Source organism: Pseudomonas sp. NPDC087598 (genome assembly GCF_044743525.1).
GTDB lineage: Bacteria > Pseudomonadota > Gammaproteobacteria > Pseudomonadales > Pseudomonadaceae > Aquipseudomonas.
Map to the genome: position 1 here is coordinate 44,245 of NZ_JBIUWQ010000035.1, position 24,578 is coordinate 68,822.

The 24,578-nt window shown below is 59.5% G+C and carries 27 protein-coding genes and 1 tRNA gene; 4 read left to right on the forward strand and 24 right to left on the reverse strand.

The genetic code is table 11. From position 1 onward, the window contains the following. Window position 1 precedes the first annotated feature (1 nt). Together ACIOWE_RS18900 and ACIOWE_RS18905 are read left to right on the forward strand one after the other, a co-directional pair. Window positions 2-688 carry a cysteine hydrolase family protein gene (locus tag ACIOWE_RS18900; protein ID WP_401394381.1) on the forward strand — a complete coding sequence of 229 codons (687 nt, stop codon included), beginning with the start codon at window positions 2-4 and terminating at the stop codon, window positions 686-688. 64 nt (window positions 689-752) lie between these two features. Then, entirely contained in the window at window positions 753-1,958 is a 1,206-nt protein-coding gene (locus ACIOWE_RS18905) for an EAL domain-containing protein (RefSeq protein WP_401394384.1), read from the forward strand. Window positions 1,959-2,134: 176 nt separating this feature from the next. Here the strand turns inward: ACIOWE_RS18905 and ACIOWE_RS18910 are convergent, their stop codons facing one another. From ACIOWE_RS18910 to ACIOWE_RS19015, 22 genes are all read right to left on the reverse strand, one after another. Next, entirely contained in the window at window positions 2,135-2,557 is a 423-nt protein-coding gene (locus ACIOWE_RS18910; protein ID WP_401394386.1) for a hypothetical protein, read from the reverse strand. Window positions 2,558-2,605: 48 nt separating this feature from the next. Next, the gene (locus tag ACIOWE_RS18915) at window positions 2,606-3,208 is read right to left on the reverse strand and encodes a tail assembly protein (protein ID WP_401394389.1); all 603 of its coding nucleotides are present in this window, start codon (window positions 3,206-3,208) and stop codon (window positions 2,606-2,608) included. A 12-nt stretch (window positions 3,209-3,220) separates the two neighbouring features. After that, the gene (locus tag ACIOWE_RS18920) at window positions 3,221-3,601 is read right to left on the reverse strand and encodes a hypothetical protein (protein ID WP_401394392.1); all 381 of its coding nucleotides are present in this window, start codon (window positions 3,599-3,601) and stop codon (window positions 3,221-3,223) included. Window positions 3,602-3,706: 105 nt separating this feature from the next. Next, entirely contained in the window at window positions 3,707-4,315 is a 609-nt protein-coding gene (locus ACIOWE_RS18925; RefSeq protein ID WP_401394395.1) for a hypothetical protein, read from the reverse strand. Window positions 4,316-4,616: 301 nt separating this feature from the next. Continuing rightward, window positions 4,617-4,979 (reverse strand): hypothetical protein, encoded by a 363-nt coding sequence (locus tag ACIOWE_RS18930; protein ID WP_401394397.1) that lies wholly within the window; start codon window positions 4,977-4,979, stop codon window positions 4,617-4,619. After that, window positions 4,976-6,769 (reverse strand): DUF927 domain-containing protein, encoded by a 1,794-nt coding sequence (locus ACIOWE_RS18935; RefSeq protein ID WP_401394400.1) that lies wholly within the window; start codon window positions 6,767-6,769, stop codon window positions 4,976-4,978. Before ACIOWE_RS18935 ends, ACIOWE_RS18930 begins: the two co-directional genes overlap by 4 nt. After that, window positions 6,756-7,637: a toprim domain-containing protein gene (locus tag ACIOWE_RS18940; RefSeq protein WP_401394403.1), complete on the reverse strand. Its 882-nt coding sequence runs from the start codon at window positions 7,635-7,637 to the stop codon at window positions 6,756-6,758. The genes ACIOWE_RS18935 and ACIOWE_RS18940 overlap by 14 nt, the downstream gene beginning before the upstream one ends. Continuing rightward, window positions 7,634-7,861, reverse strand: coding sequence for a hypothetical protein (locus ACIOWE_RS18945; RefSeq protein WP_401394406.1), 228 nt, complete (start codon window positions 7,859-7,861; stop codon window positions 7,634-7,636). Before ACIOWE_RS18945 ends, ACIOWE_RS18940 begins: the two co-directional genes overlap by 4 nt. After that, window positions 7,854-8,141 (reverse strand): hypothetical protein, encoded by a 288-nt coding sequence (locus tag ACIOWE_RS18950; RefSeq protein WP_401394409.1) that lies wholly within the window; start codon window positions 8,139-8,141, stop codon window positions 7,854-7,856. Before ACIOWE_RS18950 ends, ACIOWE_RS18945 begins: the two co-directional genes overlap by 8 nt. A gap of 106 nt (window positions 8,142-8,247) precedes the next feature. Then, entirely contained in the window at window positions 8,248-8,565 is a 318-nt protein-coding gene (locus tag ACIOWE_RS18955; RefSeq protein ID WP_401394412.1) for a hypothetical protein, read from the reverse strand. Continuing rightward, a complete protein-coding gene (locus ACIOWE_RS18960; RefSeq protein WP_401394414.1) occupies window positions 8,562-8,723 on the reverse strand; it encodes a hypothetical protein in 162 nt (53 codons plus the stop codon). The genes ACIOWE_RS18955 and ACIOWE_RS18960 overlap by 4 nt, the downstream gene beginning before the upstream one ends. A gap of 314 nt (window positions 8,724-9,037) precedes the next feature. Then, window positions 9,038-9,712, reverse strand: a complete 675-nt coding sequence (locus ACIOWE_RS18965; protein ID WP_401394417.1) for a KilA-N domain-containing protein — start codon at window positions 9,710-9,712, stop codon at window positions 9,038-9,040. Next, window positions 9,709-10,008 carry a helix-turn-helix domain-containing protein gene (locus ACIOWE_RS18970; RefSeq protein WP_401394419.1) on the reverse strand — a complete coding sequence of 100 codons (300 nt, stop codon included), beginning with the start codon at window positions 10,006-10,008 and terminating at the stop codon, window positions 9,709-9,711. The genes ACIOWE_RS18965 and ACIOWE_RS18970 overlap by 4 nt, the downstream gene beginning before the upstream one ends. Further along, window positions 10,008-10,259 carry a helix-turn-helix transcriptional regulator gene (locus tag ACIOWE_RS18975; protein WP_401394421.1) on the reverse strand — a complete coding sequence of 84 codons (252 nt, stop codon included), beginning with the start codon at window positions 10,257-10,259 and terminating at the stop codon, window positions 10,008-10,010. The genes ACIOWE_RS18970 and ACIOWE_RS18975 overlap by 1 nt, the downstream gene beginning before the upstream one ends. Before the next feature lie 197 nt (window positions 10,260-10,456). Next, window positions 10,457-11,326, reverse strand: a complete 870-nt coding sequence (locus tag ACIOWE_RS18980; protein ID WP_401394424.1) for a DUF6387 family protein — start codon at window positions 11,324-11,326, stop codon at window positions 10,457-10,459. 174 nt (window positions 11,327-11,500) lie between these two features. Continuing rightward, window positions 11,501-12,742: a tyrosine-type recombinase/integrase gene (locus ACIOWE_RS18985; RefSeq protein ID WP_401394427.1), complete on the reverse strand. Its 1,242-nt coding sequence runs from the start codon at window positions 12,740-12,742 to the stop codon at window positions 11,501-11,503. A gap of 170 nt (window positions 12,743-12,912) precedes the next feature. Next, window positions 12,913-12,989: transfer RNA gene (locus ACIOWE_RS18990), tRNA-Met, on the reverse strand. An 86-nt stretch (window positions 12,990-13,075) separates the two neighbouring features. Further along, window positions 13,076-14,530 (reverse strand): amidase, encoded by a 1,455-nt coding sequence (locus ACIOWE_RS18995; RefSeq protein ID WP_401394430.1) that lies wholly within the window; start codon window positions 14,528-14,530, stop codon window positions 13,076-13,078. 60 nt (window positions 14,531-14,590) lie between these two features. Further along, entirely contained in the window at window positions 14,591-15,637 is a 1,047-nt protein-coding gene (locus ACIOWE_RS19000; protein WP_401394433.1) for an extracellular solute-binding protein, read from the reverse strand. A gap of 27 nt (window positions 15,638-15,664) precedes the next feature. Continuing rightward, on the reverse strand, window positions 15,665-16,471 hold the full coding sequence (locus ACIOWE_RS19005; RefSeq protein ID WP_401394436.1) for an ABC transporter permease: 807 nt from the start codon (window positions 16,469-16,471) through the stop codon (window positions 15,665-15,667). Beyond that, window positions 16,471-17,391: an ABC transporter permease gene (locus ACIOWE_RS19010; RefSeq protein ID WP_401394438.1), complete on the reverse strand. Its 921-nt coding sequence runs from the start codon at window positions 17,389-17,391 to the stop codon at window positions 16,471-16,473. Before ACIOWE_RS19010 ends, ACIOWE_RS19005 begins: the two co-directional genes overlap by 1 nt. A 15-nt stretch (window positions 17,392-17,406) precedes the next feature. After that, window positions 17,407-18,525 carry an ABC transporter ATP-binding protein gene (locus ACIOWE_RS19015; RefSeq protein WP_401394441.1) on the reverse strand — a complete coding sequence of 373 codons (1,119 nt, stop codon included), beginning with the start codon at window positions 18,523-18,525 and terminating at the stop codon, window positions 17,407-17,409. 226 nt (window positions 18,526-18,751) lie between these two features. On the opposite strand from ACIOWE_RS19015, the gene ACIOWE_RS19020 reads away from it, so the two are divergent. Continuing rightward, window positions 18,752-19,654 (forward strand): LysR substrate-binding domain-containing protein, encoded by a 903-nt coding sequence (locus ACIOWE_RS19020; protein ID WP_401394444.1) that lies wholly within the window; start codon window positions 18,752-18,754, stop codon window positions 19,652-19,654. Here ACIOWE_RS19020 and ACIOWE_RS19025 read toward each other — a convergent pair. Then, window positions 19,647-21,704 (reverse strand): methyl-accepting chemotaxis protein, encoded by a 2,058-nt coding sequence (locus tag ACIOWE_RS19025; protein WP_401394447.1) that lies wholly within the window; start codon window positions 21,702-21,704, stop codon window positions 19,647-19,649. The two genes, ACIOWE_RS19020 and ACIOWE_RS19025, sit on opposite strands and share 8 nt — an antisense overlap. 330 nt (window positions 21,705-22,034) lie before the next feature. On the opposite strand from ACIOWE_RS19025, the gene ACIOWE_RS19030 reads away from it, so the two are divergent. Further along, the gene (locus tag ACIOWE_RS19030) at window positions 22,035-23,252 is read left to right on the forward strand and encodes an MFS transporter (protein WP_201236818.1); all 1,218 of its coding nucleotides are present in this window, start codon (window positions 22,035-22,037) and stop codon (window positions 23,250-23,252) included. Window positions 23,253-23,431: 179 nt separating this feature from the next. On the opposite strand, the gene ychF is transcribed toward ACIOWE_RS19030, so the two are convergent. Continuing rightward, window positions 23,432-24,514, reverse strand: a complete 1,083-nt coding sequence (gene ychF / locus ACIOWE_RS19035; RefSeq protein WP_401394459.1) for a redox-regulated ATPase YchF — start codon at window positions 24,512-24,514, stop codon at window positions 23,432-23,434. Window positions 24,515-24,578: the final 64 nt, after the last annotated feature.

Consider the following 24,578-nt stretch of genomic DNA (forward strand, 5'->3'; position numbering starts at 1 on the left):
CATGCAACGTTTTACCCGTCGCTTCATGGCTGCTTGCGTACTGTCCACCGTGGTTGCCAGCGGTGCAGCAATCGCCAACGATCACCCGACCATCCGCGCCATGTCCGGTGCCGAGCAAATCACACAATTGCCGGCCGCCAAGACCGCGCTGATCGTGATCGACTTCCAGAACGAATACTTCACCGGGCGCATGCCGATCCCGGACGGTGCCAGCGCGCTGGCGAAAGCCCGTGAGCTGATCAACTATGCCGATAACCACAAGATTCCGGTCTACCACGTGCAACACGTGTCGCCGGCCGGCGCTGCGGTATTTGCCATTGATGGCGAGACCGTGAAATTCCACAAGGACATGCAGCCGCGTCCTCAGGATCACGTCGTGCAAAAGAACACCGTCAGCGTATTCGCCAGCACTGACCTGGCCGCACAGCTGAGCAAGGCCGGGATCAATACGCTGATCATCAGCGGTCTGATGACCCACGCCTGTGTCGCCGGTGCAGCCCGTGATGCAGCGCCACTGGGCTTCAACGTAATCGTGGCGTCCGATGCGTCCGCCACCCGTGCGATCACCCGCCTCAATGGCCGGAGCGTCGACAAGGACGCCTTGCATCAATCGGCACTGGCCGAAGTCGAAGACACCTTCGGCGACGTGATGACCACCGAGCAGATCATCAAGCTGCCCGTGCGCTAAATCGCTGCAACCCGCCCGGCGTCACACCCGGGCGACCTTATTCCTTTCAGATGAGCCGACTTCAATGACGAGTTTTCCCATACGCGTGCTGGTTCTCGAGGATCATCCTTTTCAACGTGCCGTCGCAGTGAGCATGTTGCGCCAGTTGGGTTGCCGCGAGGTCTTCGAGGCAGTGGACGGCTTACACGCCCTGGCTGTGTTGGATCAAGTGGGCGCAGTGGACATTGCCCTGTGCGACTTGTGCATGGAAGGCATGGATGGCCTGGAGTTTCTTCAGCAGGTGGGAAATTCCGGACTGGTAGGCTCAGTGATTATCAGCAGCTCCCTGTCGGCCGATGTGCGCCGAACGGTGCAGCAGATTGTTTCGTTGCTGGGTTTGGAAATGCTCGGTGACGTCGGAAAGCCGTTGCAGGCTCACACCCTGGAGAATTTGCTAAAAAAGCGCTCCAGTGGCCCTGGTGTCGCGCCGCCCAACGTTGCGCCGGTGCGTCTGGCCAGCGATGAAGAAGTGCGTTGGGCCCTCAACGAACAGCAGTTGCAGGCCTGGTATCAGCCCAAGGTTGACATGCATACCGATGACGTCTGCGGCGTTGAGGTGCTGACCCGCTGGGTGCACCCGTTGCGCGGAATACTGTCGCCGGCGGTGTTCATGCCGGTACTGGAGCGTTGCGGTCTGCTCGATACGCTGTTGTTCATGCAGATGAACCAGGCCCTGAGCTTGCAGCGCCTGGCAAAAAATACTGGGCTGAAGCTCGACCTTTCGTTCAATCTCCACGCCAGCCAGTTAACCAACAGCAACCTGACGGCGGTGATCAAGGGCATCCTGTCCCTGCACGAAGCAGCGCCCGCCAGCCTGACCTTCGAACTGACCGAAAACGGACTGCTAGAAGCCCCGGCTACCAGCCTGGAAACCTTGGTGCGCCTGCGCATGATGGGCTGCAAATTGTCCATCGACGACTTCGGCGCCGGATTCTCGTCTTTGCAGCGCCTGTGCCAGTTGCCGTTCAACGAGATTAAGCTCGACGGTGAGTTTATTCGCACCTTGCTCCGCGAACCGCGTTGCCAGGCGATCGTCAGCAGCACCCTGGCATTGGGGGAGACCCTAGGTATGTCAGTGGTGGTGGAGGGCATCGAAACCGAGGAGCAGCGAGAGGCGTTGCTGGCGATGGGATGTACTCAAGGGCAGGGCTATCTGTTCGCCCGGCCGATGAGTGATGTGGATTTGCTCCGCTGGTTACCGGCGGCGTCGAAAATTGATCGGCAATCCTGATTTGCCCTTTCCTTTGACGGATGGTAACCAGGCGGGGTGGTTACTTTTAGTGGTTACCAGAGTGGTTACAAGCGACCATCTAGGCGGCCAACGAAGCAGACGATTTGGTCTCAGTGAGACCATATCGTCTGTCTCAAAACGCGACAAAACCGCCCGGAGGCGGCCCTATCTTTTCATTACAGCGTGGTGGGGAGAATATCTAAAACACCGTCACCGCTCGTTGATATGCGGTAGTTTTTTACTTTCCCGTCCGTGACGATTGCCTCTCGCTCTTGCCTGGCCGCACCCATTCCGCAGATACCGCTTCCTTGGTAGGCCGCACCGACAACAACAGACCCTGCTAGGACGTGGAGGGCAACCCTCTCTCCGGGCTTGAGTAGTGCCGCGACTTTCCCATCTACGAAAAGGCCCACCGAGCAAAGACTTCCCGTATGGCCAGAGTCTCTGGTTACCGACAGTGTGCCGGTACCTGGGGAGCTCGTCTGATATGCGAGAACCCTTTCAGGAGGTACCGCAACAGCGGTTTTCGTGGGTACCGGAGAAGTAGCACAGCCGGCCATTAGGGCAACCAGGGCGGCAACAGCGGTAATTTTCAGCATGAGATCTCCTTTCCATGAGGCGGCCACTTTAGCACCGCCACAGGGGGCCTACATCTGGTCTTCTGCGTAGATCTCAGCGCTGATAATCGCGCCGCCCCATCGGCGTTCGCCGATGCAGAGCGGAACCGGGTTGCCGGATGCCGTGGTGTTCTTGGCGCTGCCGAAGGCGTAGCCGGGCGTGTTCTCGGGCGCCGCGCTGGTCTTCAGACCGCCGGCCTGAGGGCTGAGCATCTGAATTATCCCGCCGATGGACATTGCTGCGCCTGCCGAATACAGAAAAGGTGACGCGGCAGCGAATGGGGTGAAAGACAGCACGTATGCTGCTGCAATCAATATCCCGCCAACAATGGTTTGAAGAGAGCCTGCGCGCTTACTGCCGGTGATCACGGGCGCAATGATGATGTCGCCTGCGCCCTGGAAACCCAGCTCCGTCTCTCCGACATTCTTCTTGCCCACGAACACTGCAAACTCCAGACCTCTCGACTTGGCGTTGGAGATAAATCTCTCGAGCCCGGGGATCTGCACGCATAAGGCTTTTATGGCTTCCGCCGGCGTGCGGACGGCGAGCGGGTAAGACTTTCCGAATTGTCGTAACTGCGCGCAGAGCCTGATGTTTCTCATTGGGGTGTATTCAATCGAGAGTGCGGCCATGATTTGTTTCTCCTACTTGTCGCTGGTGGTGTGGGTTGGTACTTCGGCGCCGATCTGAATGGCGAGCATCATTCGGGATGCCATGGCGTCGTCACGGATAGCTTTTTCGCGGCGAGGGTCTGGGTTCCACGCCCAGCAATGAATCGCTTGGTAGGCGCGAGCCCCACGGAATGTTCCGCGTAGCAGGTCGGCCGAGATCCTTCCCTCGTCCTCTGTAAAGAATGGCCCGTCGATGGTCACCTTCTGCCCCTCACGAATGTGTTGCACTTCCCAGACGAGGTAGCCGCCATTCATGTTTGGGGCGACGGCAAAATCCGTGATCTTGCACGCCTCGGCGAAGTGCTCCCGGTGTGTGGGCGCCTGGCCCGTTGTGTTGCTGTCTTGGTCCGTCATGTTTCCTCTATGCGCGGTTGGCGCTGGTCATGGGCTGGTGCCCGGTGGTGTTGCTAGGTGTCGCGCCACGTTTTCGTGATTCGCAAAACGTGGCGCGGAAAATGGTCAGTTGCTGACGATGCTCAGGGCTGGCGGCAGCTTTGGGCCGAACGGCGCACCAGGGGCGAATGGGTCGGGCAACTGATCTTCTGGGCATTCCCTGATGAACCTGATCAGGGCGGCGTGGCAGGCGCGATACAGCGGGCCACCGGCGCCCCATTCGTGGCTCTTGCGGTCGGCGCTGTCCTCCAGTTGTGATAGGTACGCCACTCCGCGAAGGCTGGTGTCACCGTCTGCGCTGGCCCGATCGCGATGTACTGGGTTGACGCCGAGCAGGTCGCACATCTGGTCGAAGCCCAGCGCCTGCGCCAGCCACTCACGGTCGAACATTAGTGATTGGCCAAACCCAGCGAGTGCGCTCCACGCTCCGCTGCGGGTGGCCTCCTGGTGTTCGCGGGCCTGCTCCTCCAATTCCGCAATGGCCTGCCGGGTGAATGGGAGAAGCGCTTTCAGCTTTCCCGCTTGCCGGCGTAGGGCTCGCCGTTCACTGCGGATAACGTCGAGCTGGTCAGCAATGGCACGACAGATTCGCCGGGTGGTGATGAGCTGAGTGGCGGTGCTGATGCCGGGTTTCATACCGATGTTGCACAAGCGGGTGATAAGGCTGGGCGTCATTGGTGCGCCTCCATCGGTGTGGCGTCGTAGCTGGTGCGCAGGTCGGCACCAGCCGTGCAATGGCGGCCGGTGGGTGCGTAGCAGCTCCGACAAACCATGATGTGGTTGAGGTAGCGGTCACGGGCTTGTCGCCACTCAGGTGTGGCAGTGGCAGCGCTTGCGTGTGGGCTCGTGATGAGCCGTTGAGTGCGCTCGACAGGGCTGGCCAGGACCAGGCGCGGGCGAGGCCGGCTATCCACTTTTGGCGAGTCGACTCCGGCGATAGCTGGCGGCATGTGATTGAGCAGACCGGAAAGGAGGCTCATGCCGTCACCTCGTCCCGATCACTGCTGATCCAATGTTCCTGTGATTTCAAAAACACCGGCAACAGCGGCAACAATGGCAACAGCCCCGTAAACCGTAGCCTCCAGGCGTTGCCGATGCTGCCAAACTGTTGCCACCGGTTTTTTACCGGCAACAGTGATAACCAAATGAAGGGAAAGTGCGGGTCTCTTATGTTGAAAATAAGGTGTGCGTTGCCAGTTGTTGCCACTTTTTTTATAGGGTGGCAACGGCTGTAAGCCACACCACACAAGGCCGTTGCCGGTGTTGCCACTGTTGCCAGTGATTCTAGGTTCCTGTGAGCTTGGGCAATCTGGATTGCTGGTCTTTGAGTGACATTCATACGCCACCGCCTTCACGATCCATGATGTCTGGATCGATCACATAGAGACGAGCCTGGCCACCACCAGGGAGGCGGTAGTTTTTGGTTTTACGCTCGTTGTCACGGCGTGCGAGGACGTTAGCGCCCTCCAAGGCTTTAATGATGCGAGACAGGCCATAGCCGTGCGCCGCCTCGATGAGTGCCGGCTTGTTGAACAGGTACAGGCGGTTGGTGCCCACCAGCTCCCAGTAACCGGCTCGGTTGAACACCTTGGTGTCAGGCGTTTGATCGTCGACATCTGAAAAGCGGCTGCTACCGTGGCGATCGATAAAGTCCAGGATGCCGGCCAGGATCTGTCGATCCTCTGCATTGCCACTACCAACCCGGCTGAGCCACTCGCCGTACAGCAAGCGGCAGTCGGCAAGGGCGGTACCCGGCACCCAAGGCAGCAGGCCATACGCGATTGCCATTTCACCGGCCAGTGCGATCACTGCAAACCGATCGGCTACGCGTCCGGCCTGGGCGTTATCTTCCACAAAGCTGGCGCGTACCCCAGCGAAGTCTTCCAGTAGGCCGGCCCGGTCGTCGCTCTCGATCAGCTTCTCGACAAAGGCTGGTCCAAGGTAGCCGTGGTGGGCTCCGACCGCCACGGTGAGCTGCCGGTGAAAGTCCGCTCCCTCAAGCCCATGTAATTCGTCGAAGGCCCGGTATGTGCGTGTACCGGCGTTAACGTCGACCATGCGCAACTCGGCGCCAGCGTGGGCGGCATTACCGGATATGGCCGCGTGCTCAGAGAGTGAGCGCTCGCCGCTGGAGAGTGTCAGCAGGCGCCAGCTCAATTTAGCGCGGCCTTCGCGCTCACGGGTCATGGTGCCCTTACCCTGGCCGTTGGCGAGGGAGTACGCCATTTCCTGTACGCGCTTGGGGTCGGCGCGTTTGATCTCATCCAAGGGCAGGATGGTGTCATTGCGGCTCGATGCCTCGATCTCCAGGCCGCCCTTGGTCATGTCCCAACTGGCGGCGAACACACCAGGATCGCCCCATACCGACGATCCGATCAGTTGCGCCAGTGACTTGCCGCTCGAGCTATCGCCCACCAGGTGAACACCACCACCCAGTACTCCCACCAAACTCAGCAGCGGGCCAGCCAGTGAGCAGCCGATCGCCAGTGTCAGTACCGGATTGCCTGTGCACTTGGCGGCCACCTCCGATTGCCACAGCTCCAGCTCGCCGCGCCGGCTGAAAAGTACCTGAGCCTTGTTGCTGGCCTGGTACCGCACATTGGCGCTGCCGATGGTTCGCCCAGGCAGAACGAACGCACCCGACTCATGCCAGCCAGGCCGGCTGGTGGTGGCAAACACTTCTGCCGGATGCTGGTCGAGGAGGTACTCCATGAACGTACCGCGTTTCTTGAGGGCAATGATGACGCCCATCCCGAACAAGGCGCGCCGGGCGTCCTCGCCGCTGCCGCCGAACACCTCCATGGCGATGATCCATTCCTTGATGCCGCCCTCTGTGACCAGGCGCAGCAAACGGCCTTCGCTGCCATCGTCGCTGTTGGTGGTGCGGGCGACGACGGAGACGGGGCTGGAGATCCACTCATCAGTGATAGGCCGGTCGCCGGTATCGCCCTCGGCGTCGTCCTGGTCGGCGGCGGCGCGCTTGAAGCTATGCCAGTAAACGCCCGGGCGCAGCTTGCGGCCTTTCTCATTGATCACCCAATGCTCATACACCGCCCAGCAGGGGCGATCTGGCGCAATGGCCGCGGCGTCCGGCCGAAGGTTGATCACGTTAGTGTCAGTCTTGGACATGGGCGAGTTTCCAGTTGGCGAGGTCGTTGAAGTCGGTGAGGTCCTCGGGAGCGCCTTCCGGCCATTCAGGGAAAGCCACTTGGCCACCCACGGTCGCCGCCGCTGCGTTTGCCGCTGCGCGCCCCGGGTTGCCATCGGTGAGTCGGTCGTCGTCGCCAGCGATGACGATTGGTTGGCCCGGGTAGCGAGCGCGAAGGGCGATCGCCGCCGGGAGCAAGTTGCCCGCGTTCATGGCAGCGGCAACGACATAGTCGCCGTGCTGGTGGAGGCTGGCGGCCGTCGCCCACCCTTCGCAGATGCAAAGCACAGAACCTGGCTCGATGATGCCCAGCGGTGAATAGGTGCCCTTGATCCGGCCGCCGAACAGGAAGCGCTTCTCGCCGTCCGGAGTAATTCGTTGCAGGTTGACCAAGCGCCCATCCAGGTACAGCGGAATCAACAGGTCATTGCCACGTTGGCGCAGGCTGTAGGAGCGAACCGCCTTGGCGACCAAATACGGATGGTCGGGCGCGGCCCGGCGCGCATTGCGCCACCAGTGATTAGCCTTCTCGGCGGCCTGCTGCTGGCGCCGGTGTTGCTCGTCTTCGCGCTGGCGCCGGGCCTGGTCAACTCGCTCGCGGATCTGGGTCACTTCGCGGGCGTTCGCCGGTTCGCGACTACACCAGGTGCTGGCGCCGCCGGCTTTCCAACTGCCGAAAGCGCCGGATGCAATGCCGTCCAGGTACAGCACATACCAGCCGTTGAGCGAGCCAGGCTTATCCTCTGGCACACGGAACCGGTGGATTGCACCGTCGGGCACTGGTAGCCAGTCGAGAGGGCCATAGACGGCCTGGAGCGCATCACGGAATTGGATCGTTGCGTCTGTCATGCGGCCCCCTTCGGCGGGGTAAACCGCTTGGCCAAGCTCTCCAGTTTCTGAGTCAGGCGCTCCAGCTCATTGCAGTGGCGGCCTTGGTCGCCCTCTGAGATTCGTAGCTCCAGGAACCCGACCAGGGTTTCCACCAGCAGCGTATAGCTGGCGCTGTCGATATGAGCGCCAGCCGCGGGCGGGCCGCCACTGCCTTTGCGCTTGATTGGAGTCACGTCACCCATGACTGACCTCCCGGCGATCAGCGCCAGCAAAAGCCCGGCAAACTTGACCATTGTTCACGCCGTGCCAGTGGGTGATGTCGTCGATCCCGTCAACCAGGCAGGCCGTCACCTGAGCGTCAGCACTACGCATAACAACGCGCCCACACTCAGCGTCGGCCTCACTTAAGAACGGCCCTAGCAAAGCCTTGGGCACCTTCGGGTGGGTGACGTAAAACAGTTCAGTGGCTTTTTTCAGGCAAGCCGATCCCGTCGACGCAGATGCGCCGTTTTGAATTTTCATGCTTAACCTCTTAGGTCAGGGCGTCGGCGCTGCGCGCCAGTACACGGCTGCTGAAAGCAAAACGTGAGGCTGATAAATAGGATCGAGGGTGAGCGCGCTGGCTGGTTCATAGGGCTACCCCGCGGTACGGCTGATCGCCGCCCAGATCGTCCGATCCGAACAGGGCTTGATTGACGGCTTTCCGCCTCTCAAGCATGCGGTCATGTTCCTGATGCGTGCCGATCTCCGCCGCCACCCAATCAGGAAGCTCCTTGCGCCGGCGCATTTCGTTGAGGTGCGTCCACCAGCGAGTTGCGTGACGTCGCTCTGCGGCGATGAACTCGGCCAGCGAGGCGCTTTGTTCGTCCAGTAGGTAATGGGGCAGCGGCAGCGGAGAAGTTGCTGCCGGACTGCTCGTGTTGCTGGTCTCGCTGACGTTGATCATTCCGCACCTCCGGAATGCTCCAGCTTGCGAACGATGGTCATGTGGGCGTTGTAGCGGGCAAGTCGAACTGAAAGTGATGAGTTTGCGCGGAGGGCGCTAAGGGCCATGCGGCGGTGAGCAAGTGCGCGAATTGCGGATGGAATGAGGGCGTGTTTCATCGGTGTAGCTCCTTCTGCTGAGGAGCTGCCACGTTCGTTACCAAGCGAATGGGTGGCAGCTGTACGCAGGTTGGTAAACCGGGGCAAAAGGAACCCGGCAGGCACGAATGCCTCCCACGCACAGCCGCCATAACACGTAACTGCGGGCACAAAAAAAGCGCCTGCAATCGTAATGGGGGCGCTGTTGCGCCTTTTGCTGATCGGGTTACCAAGCCCGGTCGCTGAATTTGCAGCGACGGGCAAACCATACCGACGACCACGACTGCTTGCAACAAAAGTTATCGACCGTTTATCGCTGATCATGAGCATAGCTGTCATGCGGCATCACTCCGAAGGTGCTTGGCCGTCAGGCTTTGGACGTAGCGCAGTAGGGATGCTTTGCGGGCTGCGAAGTCCTTGCCCTGGCCGATCAGCAGCACGTCGCGGATCTCGATCAAGGTGACCAGCACCAGCTCATGGGCGCTGAGCTCATCGCGATTGCGGCCGGCGAATTGCCCGGTGATCGCCTGGTTGATCAGTTTGGCTTCGTTGATGAAGTGGTGGCGCTGGGGAGTCTTGCCACTCTCCTCATGAGCGATTGCCAGAGCCTCACACAGACCGCGATAGCCGACGGCCGAGTGTTGCCGCGACTGCTGCCAATTACCTTGATCGCTGCGTACCAAGGCGTCGATCTGTTCGTCGCACCAGATTTCAAAGTCCACTGATAGCCAGCGGGCGAACTTCACTGCCAGCTTGGGGTGGAGCCAGGTGCCGCTGGTGGAGGTGTTGCCGCGCCGGGTCTTCACCAGAGTAATGTGTGATTTCCCCACATTACTTTTCTCCATGCGCTCAGACAACCGCTCGATGTATTCCTTGGTCGAGTCGAGGCGCAACCATTGCGCAGGCTCTTTGCCAAAGCGCTCCGCTATCTCTGTCGCATGGAGCCAGCCATCAGCATTGAAGCGCACTGCCTGGCCTTCGTAGTCGAAGGGGATGATGCGGGCACTCATGCTGTCACCTCCGCCGGCGAGTTGCTGCTGAGGTAGTAAAGTGCCATACGTTGATGGGGGCGGCCTTGATCGTCGTTCAGAGTGAGACGATGAGTCAGGATTTTGTATCCGAGGCCGCGTAATTCATTGACGCGGGCACCAAGACGGATGATGTTCAGTTCACGGATAGCGGTGAAGGTATCAATCGGGCCGGCGTGTAGGCGCTCCAAAAGGCGAGCGCGTTGTGCGGTTCCGCTGGTATTCTCGACGTGAGTATTTTTGTGGCTGGCCTGTTGGTCGGCCTTTTTTTTGTTCATTAGGCGGCCACCTCGCGCAAAGCGATGCGCTGGCGCACCCAGGCTTGCGCCTCAGCCAGAATCCAGCCGACAGGTGCCCCACGCGATTTGCTATCGCTCAGCGGGACTGGACGGGGGAAGGTCGGATCGTCTTTGAGGCGCTTGTAGATTGTGGGGCGGGCGTAACCAGTGATTTTCGATAGCTCACTGATGCGAATAATGACGGTGGCTGGATCAAATTGGTGGGTGGTAGTGGTTGGTATAGATTGCATGATTCTGTATCCCGAGTGATAGAGACTGATGTGTCCTCGGGAACAGATTTAAAGGTGTTGCGCCCAGCAACAGAAGTCATCGGAAAACGCGTATCTCGTTCCGGACAGGCTTCTGATAAAAGCTATTCCGGCACCGCAAATCCGGAATTTGAATCCGGAGCCCGAGAGGCATCGGACGATTCCGGAATGATTTTTTCTCATTTTGATTCCGCTTCGGCTGCTTTCCTTTCTTCCTTTTCTTTTTCCACTACTTGGCCCAAGTACGTTTCAAGCCTAGTTGTTGCCTTGATAAGACGGACAGTCTCTGAGGTGATGCTTTGCTCCATCAGTGGCTTGACCACTTTCCTAATCCGCTCTCCCATATCAACGTCTCTGTCCTCAAAGGCGATGGAGTTGGGCGGAAATAGCGCATTCGCTATCTGGTTATTCGTGAAGCGTACGCCTCTGATTTCTGCCCACTGGTACAGATCAAAAGCTGCGAGAATTCTGTACTTGTGCCACTTCTGAAAATCGTCTTCGTTGATCGGTTTTTTGAATCGCTCATTCATATCGCACCTAATTCCGGCGAGCCATACGCTGAAAGCAAGCTTGAGCGTTTCATCATCGCTATCTAGGTCTACGGTTATAGGGACGCCATGACAAAACTCTGGTGCAAGCCAACCAACCTTCTCCAGCGCCTCTTTTTTTAGCGAGCTTCCACTCTCGTAGATATCGACCACTTCATCCAGTAAATCCGAGGGGGCCTGCTTTCCTACAACGGAGCACACTTTTTTATAAAGCGCTTGCCAGGAAGGGTCTTCAGACCAAGATGCAGAAATTACGGCTAGGTCCGCTGCAATCATCGACCTCACTGGAAAAGGATCGGTGTGCCGTTCAGTTACCCCATAATCGCCAGGGATGCGGCCAGCAAAAGTTTTAAAAAAGCTCTCTTGCTTAGCTTTGTCTAAATGATTTTTCGACTTAACAAACAACGCGCGCATTTCTATGCACACACCCCATTGCTCATGCGAAAGGGGGGCTTGATAGGCTTTGTAGTCAAACCACTCTGGAATCTCAGCTCTTGCCATTGTTGCCCCCTTGTCGGGTGTCCTTGAATTTGTTTGGTGTTTGGATGGCCAAAAGTCCGCCATTCGCTCCGTTGAACTGGGGAAACAAAAATTTTACCTTGCTTGGATACTGGCTATCTAAACAGTGGTGGCACTCAGTCTATAGCTGTCTATGCGGACAAAGGAAGGTCCGCATCAGGCCCTCTTGCCGAAGTCACCTTGAACAACAACGCCGCCCGCGAGACCGTCGAGGTAGTTCGCATACCATTGCATCATGGTTGTGCGCTGCGGTAGGTACTGAGCCTTGTTGTAGATGCCAGCAACGCCGGGTTTTTTGTGTGATAGCTGGGCCTCAACGTGGTTCTCGTCGAAGCCGTTCTCGTTGAGCACCGTCGAGGCGATATGCCGGAAGCCGTGCCCGGTTTGCCGGCCCTCATATCCCATGCGACGTAGCGCCATCAGAAACACGGTATCACTGCGTGGTTTGGTGTGGTCGCTGCGGCCAGGGAACAGAAGGGGATAGCTGCCGGTGTACTGGCGCAGTTCCTCTAACGCCTCGATCGCCTGAGACGAAAGCGGCACCAGGTGCTCAAGTCCCTTTTTGCGGCCTTTGCGCTCGACTGGGATCGTCCAGACCTTCTTGGCGAAATCGAACTCCGACCACTGCGCCTCGCGCAGCTCGCTGGGGCGCACGGCGAACAGGCTCAGCAGGCGCAGGCCGAGGCGCACATCGTGAGCGTGTGGATAGGCAGCGATGGCGCGGATCAGGCCGGGAAGTTCATCGGGTGAGACATGGGCGTAGTTTTCGGTCTTGCCGGACTGGAGATATTTTTGTAGCCCCTCGAGCGGGTTATGGGTTGCCCGGCCAGTTACCCTGGCCAAGTCGTAGGCGTCTCGGCAGTACGAGCGCACGCGGCTCATTTGCTCAAGGATTCCCTGCTGTTCCATGCCGCGCAGAAATTCCATCCACTCAAGCGGTGTGATGTCGGTGTAGGGGCGTTTGCCGAACACCGGGAAGACGTGACGTTCCAAGGCGCCGATGATTCGCTTGGCGGTGCCCGCGTCCCAGTTGGTGAGACGAGAGGCGTACCACTCTCGCGCCAGTGGCTCGAATGTCTCGCCGGCGATGTCCCTCTCTGCTTTCTTGCGGGCTTGCTTGGTAACGATCGGGTTTTTGCCGTCGGCGGCGTCAGTGCGCAATTCGGTAGCTTTCTGCCTAGCGACCGATCCGCTCACCTCCGGGTAACCGCCAAGCCCAAGCCATGACCATTTGCCGTCGGGCTTCTTGTAGCGAAGCTGCCAGGACTTTTGGCCATCAGGCTTCACGCGGAAATAAAGGCCGCTCCCGTCTAATTCGCGATACTCGTTGGCATCAGGCTCCAGGCCGGCCAATGCGGTATCGGAAAGGGGGCGGCGTTTTATCTCGGATCGCTTCATTTGGGCTTGTATCCCCTCGGTTCAATTATTTGTCGAGGATACACAGGGGGATACACGGAGGGAAGGTATAGGGGGATACAACGAGAGATAGCCAGAAACAAGAAAGCCCGCACGAGGCGGGCTTCTTGAGGTGGTTTAGAGACTCATGTAGACATCTGTAAACCGGTACTTGGTGGCTACACAGGGACTTGAACCCCGGACCCCAGCATTATGAATGCTATGCTCTAACCAACTGAGCTATGTAGCCAAGTGGCGCGCATTATTCCCCTGAAATGGAAAAGCGTCAAGCGTAAATTTAAAAAATTTTTCTACGCTTTCAACCGTTTATCAAAATCACTGGCTCAACAGGGTCGAAGGGCAGCGTTCGAACCAGCGGCTGGCCTGCTCATAAGCGTGCGCCAATTGCAGGACAGCGAAGTCGGCCTGGTGCTTGCCGATGATTTGCAGCCCCATCGGTAAACCCTGCGCATTGAATCCCGCCTGGACGCTGGCCACCGGGCAACCTGACAACGTGCCGGGGATGACCACCTCCATCCAGCGGTGATACGTGTCCATCGTCGCGCCTTCGATGGACGTTGGCCATGGCTGGGTCTTGTCGAACGGAAACACCTGAGCACTGGGCAGCAACAGGTAATCATACTTTTCGAACAGTCGAGAAATCGCCCGATACCAATCACTGCGCACCACCGAGGCGGCGAACACTTCGCCGGCCGACAGCTTCAAGCCGTTCTCCACTTCCCAGATCGCCTCCGGTTTCAATAACGCGCGTTTCTGCGGATCGGCATAGGTTGCGCCCAAAGACCCCGCGACCATCCAGTGCCGCAACGTCCGCCAACTGCTCCACAGCCGCTCAGGCGCGAATCCCGGTTGAACCGCTTCAACCTGACAACCGAGGCTTTCAAAGTCGGCAAAAGTCCTCTCACACAGCGACAGCACGCCGTTCTCCATCGGCAGGTAACCGTTGAAATCACCCAGCCAACCCAAGCGCGTGCCTTTGAAATCACGCCCCAGCGGCGCCGCAAACGCCTCACCGGATTCAGCGATGGACAACGGCGCCCGAGCATCACCGCCAGCCTGCACCGACAACAACAACGCCGCATCTTTCACGCTGCGCGCCATCGGCCCTTCGTAACCGAGCTGATCGAAAAACAGATCAGCACTGTCATCAAACGGCACACGCCCCTGCGACGGGCGAAAGCCAAAGATGTTGTTAAACGCCGCCGGATTGCGCAGCGAACCCATCATGTCGCTGCCATCGGCCACCGGCACCAGATGCATCGCCAGTGCCGCCGCCGCGCCACCGCTACTGCCACCCGCGGTTTTGCTCTGATCAAAAGCGCAGCCAGTGGCGCCAAACAACGGGTTATAGCTTTGCGAACCGAGACCGAATTCCGGGGTGTTGGTCTTGCCGATAATGATCGCGCCGGCTGCCTTGATCCGCTCGACCATGATGCCGTCACGCTCAGGCACAAAATCCTTGTACAGCGGCGAGCCGAGCGTGGTGCGAATGCCTTGGGTCAGCGACAGATCCTTGATCGCATGGGGCAGGCCATGCATCCAGCCCCGGTACTCGCCGCGCGCCAGGTCGGCATCGCGCTCATCAGCCTGGGCCAGCAGATTCTCAGGCGACTGCAGGCTGATCAGCGCATTCACTAAGGGGTTGAAACGTTCGATATGGGCAAGATAAGTCTGCATCACTTCCCGGCAGGAAACCTGGCGCAGGCGGATGCGTTCGGCGAGTTCATGGGCCTGCAGCAGGACCAGTTCGCTGATGTTATTAGCGTTCATTGCAAGCGGCCTTTCAGACGGCTGGAAAAACGCCCCGCCAGCGCGACGGGGCGATAAAAGTCAACGCATCAGGTTGGTCCAGAGACGGTCGGCGAGGCGGATCGCACCTTCACCGCAAGTCTTGCTGAACACCACGTTGGTGCCCTCGGGAATGTGCAGTTCCGGCGCATCCTTGAGCGCCGCGTCGAGGAACGGTTCGACGCCTTTGATCGGGCTCTGGTGCTTGAGGAAGTTCTGCGTCATTGCCGAGTTTTCCGGCTGGCTGAGGAAGGCAATAAACGCCTTGGCATTCGCCGGATTTTTGCTGCCGGTGGGGATGACCATATTGTCGACCCAGGCCAGCACACCTTCTTTCGGGTAGAGGTATTTCAGTGTCGGTTTCATCTCGCGGGCGCGCATCGATGAGCCGCCCCAGAACATCGACATGTCGATTTCACCCGAGGCGAGGTTCTCGCGAATCGAGCCGGCCTTGGAGCTGTAGGTTTTGACGAACGGCTTCTGCGCCTTGAGCAGCGTCAGCACCTGCTGCATCTGTTTCGGGTCTTCGCTGCACAGCGGAATGTTCAGATACAGGCTGGCCATGTCGACCATGTCGCTGACCGAGTCGAACATGTTGATGCGCCCCTGCAATTCGGCTGGCGGCTCATACAAAACCTTGTAGCTGTCGGCCGGTCCCTTGTAGCGCGCGGAGTCCAATACGACGCTGGTGGTGCCCCAGATGAACGGCACCGAATACGCGCCTTCCGGGTCCCAGCTTGGCTTTTTCAAGTTATCCACAACGCTGGCGTAGTAGGGCTCCTTGACCGGGTCGAAGCGTTCCAGCAGGTTTTCCTTGATCAGGATCGGGATGAACTGGTGCGACGGGATCGCCACGTCATAACCGGCGCCGCCCTGCTTCAGTTTGGCCAGCAGCGTCTCGTTGGAATCGTAGGAATCGACGGTGACTTCGATGCCGGTCTGCTTCTGGAACTTGGCAAGAATCTCCGGCGAAAAGTAGCCGCTCCAGCTCACCACGTTGAGTTTCTCGGCGGCCTGAACACTGACGGCCAGGGTCAGCGGCAATGTCAGGACCAACGAAGTGCCGACGCTTTTTATCCACTTGCTCATGCTATTTCCCCACAGGTCGTAGAAGGTTCAGGCGTTCTTTTTGCCCAACAGGTAAGAGAGGCTGACGAATAGCACCGAGACGCCGAGGATCAGCGTCGACACGGCATTGACGTCGGGTGTCACGCCCATGCGCAGCAGGCCGAAAATGAAGATCGGCAGGGTCGTGGTGCCGGCCTGCGAGACCATCATCGAGATCACGAAGTTATCCAGCGAGACGATGAAGGCCAGCATCAGCCCGGAGAAAATCCCCGGCATCAGCAGCGGCAATGTCACTTTGCGAAAGGTTCGCCACGGGCCGGCGTAGAGATCGGCCGAGGCCTGTTCCAGCGACAGGTCCATATCGTTCAGTCGCGCCCGAATCGGCAGATAAGCGAAGGGAATGCAGAACACCGTGTGCGCGATGATCAGGTTGCCGTAACCCAGCGACAGACCGATGGTGGAGAACAGCGCCAGTGTCGCCACACCGACGACAATTTCCGGCAACACCAGCGGCAACATGATCGCGCCCATGGACAGTTGCAGGCCCTTGAACTTGGCACCTCGCGAAGTACCGAGTGCGGCGAGGGTGGCAATCGCTGTGGCGATCATGCTCGCGCACACCGCGATCAACAGGCTGTTGCCGGCCGCCTGGCGCAAGGCCTGATTGGCGAACGCGGCGCGATACCAGTCGAGGCTGAAACCGGTCCACACCGTTGCCGACTGGTTGGCGTTGAACGAGAACACCACCAGCACCACGATTGGCGCGTACAGGTACAGATAGAACAGGAAACTGAAGCCGCCGAAACCGGGGAAGTCCTGCACGCCCAGCCCTTTGCTTTTGAATAATCCGATCATCACGCACCTCCTTTGGCGATGCGCTGACGCTCGGCGCGCAGGGCATAAACGGTCAGCACCAGCATCACCGCGGCCATCAGCACCAGCGACAGCGCTGCGCCGAACGGCCAGTTACGCGCATCGCTGAACTGCCGGAAAATCAGGTTGCCGAGCATCATTCGTGTGCCGCCGCCGAGCAGTTCCGGGGCGATCATCGCGCCCAGACACGGTACGAAAGTAAGGATGGCGCCGGCGAGAATCCCCGGTTTGGCGATTGGCAAAACAACTTTGCGCAAGGTGCGTATGCGCCCGGCATACAGATCTTGCGCGGCTTCGAGCAGGCGGATATCCATCTTTTCCAGCGTCGCGTAAATCGGCAACACCACGAACGGCGCGTAGGTGTAAACCAGCCCCAGCAGCACCGCGCCGTCGGTGTAGAGCAACTGCAAAGGTTCATGGATAACGCCCATGCCCATCAGGCTGTTGTTGATCACCCCGGTGTTACGCAGCAGCAAAATCCACGCGTAGGTGCGGATCAGCAGGTTGGCCCAGAACGGCACGGTGATCAGAAAGATCAACAAGCCGCGCCGATGCGCCGGTTGCATCGCCAGCCATACGGCGACCGGAAAACCGATCAACAACGTGATGACCGTGGTCAGCCCGGCAATGCCGATCGAGCGCAGGGCGATGATCAAATACGAGTCGGCAAACGCGAGGCTGTCGTCCAGTTGCCGCTCGAACAGCAGCGAGGTATAGGCGTCGCTACTGAACACGTTGTTGACCCCGCCGTAGGGGTTGGCCTCCATCAGCGAATAGCCGATAACGATCAGAATCGGCACCAGCAGAAACAGGCCGATGGCGATCAGCGCCGGGCTGACCCCGAGGAAGCTCTGGAAGGCCTTGCGGCGTTCCAGCGTGTTGGCAATCGGTAAAGCGTGCATGGCAATTCCTCCGGCTCAATCGTGCAGGACGCTGGCGCTGCCCTGGTCGAACAGCAAACCGGCCTGAGAACCGACGGCAAAGCGCAGGCTCTGGTCGACGCAATTGGGCGTACGCACGGTGAGACGCGAACCGTCGCCGAGACTGACCTGATATTGCAGGTCGGTGCCGAGGTAGATCTGCGCTTCGATCCGGCACGGCAGTGCGGTGTCGGTAGTCGCAGGCACCAGATGCAGGCGTTCCGGGCGTACCGACAAGGTGACGCTGGCGCCGATCTGCACATCGCTGCATGGCTGCGCGGGCAGAGGATGCCCGGCCGGACCGGCGAACCACGCCTGACCGTTCTCCACGCGAGTGACGGTGGCTTCGATGAAATTGGTTTCGCCAATGAAGTCGGCGACGAAGCGATTGCGCGGACGTTCGTAGATGTCCTCCGGCCGCCCGACCTGCTGCACTTCGCCTTCGGAGAGCACGGCGATGCGATCGGACATGGTCAGCGCTTCTTCCTGATCGTGGGTGACGAAGATGAAGGTGATGCCGGTCTTGGCCTGGATGGTTTTCAACTCTTCGCGCATCGCCTGACGCAGCTTCAGATCGAGTGCGGAAAGTGGTTCGTCGAGCAACAAAACTTTCGGGTGTGGTGCCAGCGCACGGGCGAGGGCGACTCGTTGTTGCTGGCCGCCGGACAGTTGCGCCGGTTTGCGACTGGCGAAGCGCTCCATCTGCACCAGCGCCAACATTTCGCGGACGCGCTCGGCGATTTGCCCTTTGTTGAGGACTTTGCCCATTGGGTGCGATTCAAGTCCGAAAGCCAGGTTTTCGGCGATGGTCATGTGCGGGAACAGCGCGTAATGCTGGAACACGGTGTTGACCGGGCGCTGGAAGGGCGGACGGTCAGCGATGTTTTCGCCGTAGAGCAGAATCTCGCCTTCGGTGGGGAATTCGAAACCGGCGATCATTCGCAGCAGCGTGGTCTTGCCGCAGCCGGAAGGGCCGAGAAGGGTGAAGAATTCGTTGTCACGAATGTCCAGGTCGATGCTTTTCAGCGCCACTGGACCTGTGTGCGGATCACCGTAAACCTTGCGCGCTGAGCGGATCGAGACCGCCAGCGTTTGCAGCGAATGCAGGGCATTCATGCGTTACCTCCGATTCCCCCATCGCCAGCGACTCGCTTGCAAAAGCGTTGCCGTCGGGCCATGGATATTATTTTTTTGGGCAGGATCGAGATTGCGTTCGGGTGTGAAACCAGCTGTTTTTTTGTTCTGCTGTGGCTCGATTATCAGTCAGGGGTTGCGCGGCGCGACACTTCAATTTAAACATGGCAGGTGTTAGTTAATTTAATAGCCAAAGGTGCCAGGAATCATGCCCGACCACCGCTTGCCGCCGCTCAACGCGGTGCGTGCCTTTGATGCCGCTGCGCGTTTGGGCAGCTACGTCGAAGCCTCGAAAGCCCTGCACGTGACTCAGCCAGCGATTGGCCGCCATGTGAAATTGCTCGAGGACTGGTTGGGCATTCAATTGTTCGAGCGCACTTCGCGCGGGGTCAACCTGACGCCGGCGGGGGAGAAGTACCACCGCAAGATCAGCGCCGCTTTGCAGCTGATCATCGAGGCGGGCAAGGAAGCCCGGCCGAAAGACGCCGAGCGTTGGCTACGAATCATGGTGGTGCCGGGTTTTGCCAAGCGTTGGCTGATGCCAAGGATCGAAGCGTTGCGGCATCTGCGGCCGGGATTAAAACTGGCCATCGAGCCGAATTCCACGTTCACCGAGGTGGATGGCAAAAGCGCCGACCTGGGCATCGTCTATGGTCTTGACGGGCAGTACGCCGACTCACGGGAAACGCTGATCTGCCCACGGGTGTTTCCGATCTGCACGCCGGCGTATCTGGCCAGCGTCGCACCGATCGACGGTCCCGCTGATCTGGTCGGGCACGAACTGATCCACGTCGATGACGGCGAATGGTGGAACCTGTGGTTCGCCGCTCACGACCTCGATATTCACCTTAATTCCGACATGCTCTACGTCAACAATGACCACGCGCTGTCAGTCGCCGAGAGCGGGCAGGGCATCGCGCTGGCCAACGAAGTGTTGGTGCGCCATGAACTCGCCAGCGGCAAACTGGTGCGCGCAGTCGACGCGCAAGTGAAGCTGGAGAGCTATCGGGTGCTGACGCCGTCCGCCGAGCTCTCGGCGGATGTGGCGTGGTTTATTCAGTGGTTGAAAGCCGAACTGGAAGCGGATTTCCCCGAGGCCGTGATCAACTGAGGCGGAAGCGCGCGGTGTTGTCGCTCAGCGCCTTGCTGCCCTGGCTAAGGGTATCCGCCGCCAGATTCACTGCGCGTGCACCTTCGAGCAAACGTACAGCCGCCTGATCGACTTGTTGGATATTGCCGCTGACTTCATCGGCGGTGCTGGCCTGTTCCTCAACTGCCGTGGCGATCTGCGCGAGGGTATCGGTGACGCTCTGCACAGCGCTGGCAATTTCGCCCAAACGCTCACCGAGACCGGTGACCGACTCGGCATCGGTTTGCGCCTGGCCGCACGCGGCTTCCATCAAACTCACGGCTTCGTTGACCGTGGCGCGCAGGCTGTCGACCGTGCCGGCGATCTGCGCAGTTGACGACTGTGTGCGCTGCGACAGGCTGCGCACTTCATCGGCCACCACAGCGAAACCGCGACCCTGTTCACCGGCGCGGGCGGCTTCGATGGCCGCGTTGAGCGCCAACAGATTGGTCTGCTCGGCGACACCGCGAATGGTGTCGACCACCAGTTGAATCTGCTGGCCTTGCTCGCTGACCCGGCCCAGTGCCGCTGCGGTGTCGTTCAAGCGCTGATTGAGTTGCTGAATACTCGCCGTGGTGCGCTGACTGTCGCGGCTGCTGTCGGCGGCGATGCGTCGGGTGTGCTGAGCGCTGCCGGAAGCCTGTTCGCAACTCTGTGCGACGCCTTGCGAGGTCGCGGCCAGTTGCGTGGCGGCTGCGGCGATCTGGCTGATCTGCAACTGCTGCGCCTCGACTTCGTTGAGGGCGCCGCTGGAATGCTCGTTGAGGCTGCGTACCGCGTTGCTCAGTTGCGAGGTCTCGTGATCGACGCCAAGCATGCTGCTGCGCAGTTGCACCACGGCGACGTTGAGCGCGGTGCTGATCGCCGCCAGTTCATCGCGGCCCACCACTGGCACTTGCAGGCTGAGATTGCCGTCACGCAACGCTTCGGCCAGCACGGTAATGCCGCTGGCGCTGCGGCGGATGGACGCTTGCAGGCAGATGAACAAGTACAGCGCGGCGAGCAGCAGGCAGCCGAAGATTGCCGCGACGATGATGAACTGACGGATCGCCGAGCTGTGGTAGGCGTCGAGGCGCTGATCCAGAGATACCAGCGATTGTTGGCGCAAGGAGGCGAGGTCAGTCAGCAGGGCGTCGAGGCTGCGTTCGAAGTCTTCCGGTTTGAGATTGATGCTGCCGCCGAACACGCCGTCGTCCAGCACTTTCAGGCCCGCATCCAGACGTTTGAGGCTGTCGTGATATTGGCTGACCCAGCTCTGCTGGTCTTTCGGCAGGCGAGCTTCGAGCAGCGTGGCGGTTTTGACCAGTTGCTCGCGGGCATCGCCGATACGGCTGCGCAGGTCGCGCAACTGCAAACGGCTCTGCAGGGTGAATTGGCCGGAGACCACCGAGGCCTGGCCGACCGCAGCGAGGCGTCCGACCCGTTCGATAAGGTCTGGCGCGTGCTGGGTGGAAATCTGCGTCAGCAGATAGGTTTCCAGCCATGGCGCGAGGGTCAGGCGATTGTCCATGACGATCTGCTCGCGCAAGGCTTGCAGGGCGCTGAGGGCGTTGGTGAAACGGTCATAGCCGTCCGGCCACCAACCGACGCTGCTGAGGCTTTTCGAGTCCAGGCCGTTGAGTGCGGTTTGCAGCGCCTGATAGCGGCTGAGGGTTTCGCCTTCGGCACCTTCGCTTTTCAGGGCGTTACCCAAGTCTGTGGTGGCTTGCAGCACCGCCGGTTGTACGGCGTCGAACGCGCCCATGGCGGCGAGGGTGGCCGGTGTCGGCTGGCGGTTGGTTTCGGTGGCACGCCAGCGGGCGGCGCGATCACGCTGGGCGGCGAGCAGATTGTCCAGCGCATCAAGGGCGAGTAACTGACGCACGCCGGCACGTTCGCCGGAAATCAGATTGAGTTTGTCGCGATAGTCCTGGCCGATCATCAACAGGCTGCCCGCCAGCGGCAGAATGAACAGCAAAAACAACAGCTGGAATTTACGTGCGAAACCAAACCGCCCCAGCAATTTGATCCCCGGTGAAAGGAAAGCCTGCATGCCCCATGACTCCTCTAGACACCACGCACCATCGGCGTGCATCGCGGTCGTCGGACCTTGATGTCGTGCCCTGCTAAAAGGCCTCGAAAGTTCACTCTCGCCCGCTCTGTAGGCCGACTCCGTAGCGAAACTTCCCATTGTCGGTGCCCTTTGTAAGGGCGCCGCGTTCAAGGGATGAAGCAAGGCAAGATTCAGACCATGGCGTTGCGCTATCACTTTGTAGTCGACGGTCAGGTTAGTTAGCTGGCTAAGGGGATGGCGCTGACGCACCGAAAAATGGCACATTGACGCACCTGCCTGTGTGCACCCATCTGTTGTCCGGAAACGTCCATGTCTACCAGCAACGTTCAGACCGCCGCTGCCTCGGCGCCCGCTGCTCCGCAAAGCAGCCCATTGGTGATGCGTATCATCGGCGCTGTGGCGCTGGCGCATTTGATCAACGATTTGATTCAGTCGGTTTTGCCGTCGATCTATCCGATGCTCAAGGCCAAATACGATTTGAGTTTTACTCAAGTCGGGTTGATCACTCTGACCTTTCAACTGACCGCGTCGTTGTTACAGCCGTGGGTTGGTTATCACACTGACCGGCATCCGAAGCCGTGGCTGTTGCCGGTAGGCTCGATTTGCACGCTGATTGGCATCGTGATGATGTCGGTGGTCGGCAGCTTTCCGATGATTCTGCTGGCGGCGGCGCTGATCGGTATCGGTTCCTCGACCTTTCACCCCGAGGCATCGCGCATTGCGCGTCTGGCCTCGGGTGGACGTTTTGGCCTGGCGCAATCGACCTTCCAGGTCGGCGGTAACGCCGGTTCCGCGTTCGGCCCATTGCTGGCGGCGGCGATCATCATTCCGTTCGGTCAGGGCAATGTGGCGTGGTTCGGCTTGTTCGCGGTGTTTGCGCTGTTCGTGCTGTACCGCATCAGTCGCTGGTACGCCCATCACTTGAATCTGTTCAAACTCAAGGCCGGCCAGGCGGCGACTCATGGGCTGTCGAAGGGCCGGGTGACGAGTGCGCTGGTGGTGCTTGGGCTGCTGGTGTTCTCGAAGTATTTCTACATGGCCAGTCTCACCAGTTACTTCACGTTCTACTTGATCGAGAAGTTCGACCTGTCGGTGGCCAGCTCGCAGCTGCACCTGTTCCTGTTCCTTGGTGCGGTAGCAGCGGGGACCTTTTTCGGCGGACCGATTGGCGACAAGATCGGGCGTAAGGCAGTGATCTGGTTCTCGATCCTCGGCGTGGCGCCGTTCACGTTGCTGATGCCTCATGTCGATCTGTTCTGGACCAGTGTTCTCAGCGTGGTGATCGGCTTCATCCTCGCGTCGGCGTTCTCGGCGATTGTGGTTTATGCGCAGGAACTGGTGCCGGGCAATGTCGGGATGATTGCCGGGGTGTTCTTCGGTTTGATGTTTGGTTTCGGCGGGATTGGTGCAGCGCTGCTGGGGCATCTGGCGGATGTGCACGGGATTGAGTATGTGTATTTCCTGTGCTCGTTCCTCCCGTTGTTTGGCGTGTTGGCGATCTTTTTGCCGCGCACCAAAAAGGCCTGAGAACACGATTCCCCTTGTGGGAGCGAGCCTGCTCGCGAATGCGGTGTGTCATCCGCAGAGATGTGTCTGACACTCCCTCTTCGCGAGCAGGCTCACTCCTACAAGGGAATGTGTTGGGCCACAAATTTCAGGCAAAAAAAAGCCGCGTATCAAACGCGGCTTTTTCTTGGGTGCTGCTTTTACACGTTGAAACGGAAGTGCATCACGTCGCCGTCTTTGACGATGTAATCCTTGCCTTCCAGACGCCATTTACCGGCTTCTTTGGTGCCGGCTTCGCCCTTGTACTGGATGAAGTCGTTGTAGGCGATGACTTCGGCGCGGATGAAGCCTTTCTCGAAGTCGGTATGGATTACGCCAGCAGCTTGTGGTGCGGTGGCACCGACTTTGACGGTCCAGGCGCGGACTTCTTCGACACCGGCGGTGAAGTAGGTCTGCAGGTGCAGCATTTCGTAGCCGGCGCGGATCACGCGGTTCAGGCCAGGCTCTTCCAGGCCCAGGGCCTCGAGGAACATGTCTTTCTCTTCGCCGTCATCGAGCTCGGCGATTTCCGCTTCGATCTTGTTGCAGACCGGAACGACCATGGCGCCTTCTTCTTCGGCGATGGCGCGAACCACGTCCAGGTGTGGGTTGTTCTCGAAACCGTCTTCAGCAACGTTGGCGATGTACATGACCGGTTTGGTGGTCAGCAGGTGGAAGCCCTTGATCACTGCTTTTTCGTCAGTGCTCATGTTCTTCATCAGGCTGCGTGCAGGCTTGGCTTCGGTGAAGTGCGCGATCAGTTGCTCAAGCAGAGCTTTCTGAACGACGGCGTCCTTGTCACCGCCCTTGGCGTTGCGCGCAACTTTCTGCAGTTGCTTCTCGCAGCTGTCGAGGTCGGCGAAGATCAGTTCCAGGTCGATGATTTCGATGTCGCGTTTCGGGTCGACGCTGTTGGAAACGTGGATCACGTTGTCGTCTTCGAAGCAGCGCACGACGTGAGCGATCGCGTCGGTCTCACGGATGTTGGCGAGGAACTTGTTGCCCAGGCCTTCACCTTTCGAGGCGCCGGCAACAAGGCCTGCGATGTCGACGAATTCCATGGTGGTCGGCAGGATGCGCTTCGGATTGACGATGGCCGCCAAGGCTTCCAGACGCGGATCCGGCATCGGCACGATGCCGCTGTTCGGCTCGATGGTGCAGAAGGGGAAGTTCTCGGCCGCGATACCGGATTTGGTCAGGGCGTTGAAGAGGGTGGACTTGCCGACGTTGGGCAGGCCGACGATGCCGCCATTGAATCCCCTGGTGTTTCCCCTCGGCGGAGAGTCAGGCCTTCTGGCTGTGCAGGTT